We start from the raw sequence: 2,720 nt of genomic DNA, 5'->3' as shown, positions 1-2,720 counted from the left end.
GTTCCGTTACGTCATCAAGGAGGTGGCGATCGAGAACGGCGCCCGCGCGACCTTCATGCCCAAGCCGTTCGGGCAGCATCCCGGGTCCGCGATGCACACCCACATGAGCCTGTTCGAGGGCGACGTCAACGCGTTCCACAGCCCCGACGACCCGCTGCAGCTGTCCGACGTGGGCAAGTCGTTCATCGCCGGAATTCTCGAGCACGCCTCGGAGATCAGCGCCGTCACCAATCAATGGGTCAACTCCTACAAGCGACTGGTCGGCGGCGGCGAGGCGCCCACCGCCGCGTCCTGGGGCGCGGCCAACCGGTCCGCGCTGGTGCGGGTGCCCATGTACACGCCGCACAAGACGTCGTCGCGGCGCGTCGAGGTGCGCAGCCCCGACTCGGCCTGCAACCCGTACCTGGCCTTCGCCGTGCTGCTGGCCGCCGGGCTGCGCGGGGTGGAGAAGGGCTACGTGCTGGGGCCACAGGCCGAGGACAACGTGTGGGACCTGACCGCCGAGGAACGCATCGCGATGGGATACCGCGAGCTGCCGACGAGCCTGGACAGCGCGCTGCGCGCCATGGAGTCCTCCGAGCTGGTCGCGGAAACCTTGGGGGAGCACGTGTTTGACTTCTTCCTGCGCAATAAGCGCACGGAGTGGGCCAACTACCGCAGCCACGTCACCCCATACGAGCTGAGCACCTACCTGTCCCTGTAGGTCCGGATCGGGCATATCCCGTTGTGCACTAGCGCCGCTCGTGCCTGAAGACGGGCGGCTTGCGCTACGGTCGTGGTCGTGACCAAACCCGCGACGCAGCGCCCCAGGCTGCCCAGCGTCGGCCGGCTCGGGTTGGTCGATCCGCAAGCGGCCGAACGCATGGCGCAACTGGGGTGGTACGAGCACGACGACCAGGCGCACGTCGACCTGCTGTGGTCGCTGTCGCGCGCGGCCGACCCTGACGCCGCGCTGCTGGCCCTGGTCCGGCTCTCGGAGAACCCCGACGCCGGGTGGGACGAACTCAACGCCGCCCTGCTCGCCGAACGCCCGCTGCGCGGCCGGCTGTTCGGCGTGCTCGGCGCGTCGCTGGCCCTGGGCGATCACCTGATCGCCCAGCCGCAATCCTGGAAATTGTTGCGCGGCAACGTCAAACTGCCCACCCGCGACGAGCTGCGCGCGGTGTTCACCGGCTGCGTGGATGAGGCGCTGGCCGCGCCGGGTTCGGCGATGGTGCGCCTGCGCACCCGCTACCGCGACCAGCTGCTGGTGCTGGCCGCGCTGGACCTGGCCGCCACCGTCGAGGACGAGCCGGTGGTCCCGTTCACCGTGGTGGCGGCCCACCTCTCGGACCTGGCCGACGCCGCGCTGGCCGCCGCGCTGCGGGTGGCCGAGAACAGCGTGTGCGGCGACCGGATGCCGCCGCGGCTGGCGGTCATCGCGATGGGCAAATGCGGTGCCCGCGAACTGAACTACGTCAGCGACGTCGACGTCATCTTCGTCGGCGAGCAGGCCGACACCGTCACCACCCGGGTGGCCAGCGAGATGATGCGGCTGGCCTCCGAGGCGTTTTTCCAGGTCGACGCCGGTCTGCGGCCCGAGGGGCGCAGCGGGGAACTGGTCCGCACCGTCGAGTCGCACATCGCCTACTACCAGCGCTGGGCCAAGACCTGGGAGTTCCAGGCGCTGCTGAAAGCCCGTGCGGCCGTAGGCGACGCGGAGCTGGGGCGGCGCTACCTGGACGCGTTGATGCCGATGGTGTGGGTCGCCTGCGAGCGTGAGGACTTCGTGGTCGAGGTGCAGGCCATGCGGCGCCGGGTCGAGCAGCTGGTGCCCGCCGAGGTCCGCGGCCGCGAGATCAAGCTGGGCAGCGGCGGGCTGCGCGATGTGGAATTCGCCGTGCAGCTGCTGCAGCTGGTGCACGGCCGCGGCGACGACTCGCTGCACGTGGCGTCGACGGTGGACGCGCTGGCCGCGCTGGGTCAGGGCGGCTACATCGGACGCGAGGACGCGGCCAACCTGACCGCCTCCTACGAGTTCCTCCGGCTGCTCGAGCACCGGTTGCAGCTGCAGCGGCTCAAGCGCACCCACCTGCTGCCCGAGGCCGACGACGAAGAAGCGGTGCGTTGGCTGGCGCGGGCCGCCCACATCCGGCCGGACGGACGCCACGACGCCGCCGGGGTGCTGCGCGAGGAGCTGCGACACCAGAACCTGCGGGTCTCCCAGCTGCACGCCAAGCTCTTCTATCAGCCGCTGCTGGAATCCATCGGCCCGGCCGGGCTGGAGATCGCGCACGGCATGACCTCCGAAGCCGCCGAGCGCCAGCTGGCCGCGCTGGGTTACGAGGGACCGCAGACCGCGCTGAAGCACATGTCGGCCCTGGTCAACCTCAGCGGCCGGCGCGGGCGGGTGCAGTCGGTGCTGCTGCCCCGGCTGCTGAACTGGATGTCGTACGCGCCCGACCCCGACGGCGGGCTGTTGGCCTACCGGCGGCTGTCCGAGGCGCTGTCCGGCGAGAGCTGGTACCTGGCCACGCTGCGCGACAAGCCCGCGGTGGCCCGCCGGCTCATGCACGTGCTGGGCACCTCCGCGTACGTGCCGGACCTGCTGATGCGCGCCCCGCGGGTGATTCAGGACTACGGCGACGGGCCGTCGGGCCCCAGGCTGCTCGACGCCGAGCCCGCCGCGGTGGCCCGCGCGCTGGTCGCCTCGGCCAGTCGCTACTCCGACCCGGTCCGGG

1 protein-coding gene and 1 pseudogene are annotated in these 2,720 nt (G+C 71.2%); both read left to right on the top strand.

Features of this window, described 5'->3' with window-relative positions:
• Positions 1-703 (top strand): annotated as a pseudogene (locus tag A9W96_RS12200) (glutamine synthetase); the annotation flags it as partial.
• Between the two features lie 72 nt (positions 704-775).
• A partial coding sequence (locus A9W96_RS12195; protein WP_067140039.1) for a bifunctional [glutamine synthetase] adenylyltransferase/[glutamine synthetase]-adenylyl-L-tyrosine phosphorylase occupies positions 776-2,720 on the top strand: 1,945 nt, incomplete at its 3' end.

It is taken from the genome of Mycobacterium sp. 1245852.3, assembly GCF_001669335.1.
GTDB classification, from domain to species: domain Bacteria; phylum Actinomycetota; class Actinomycetes; order Mycobacteriales; family Mycobacteriaceae; genus Mycobacterium; species Mycobacterium europaeum_A.
The sequence above is the reverse complement of the archived record's forward strand: the minus strand, read 5'-3'. Positions and strand labels throughout refer to the sequence as shown.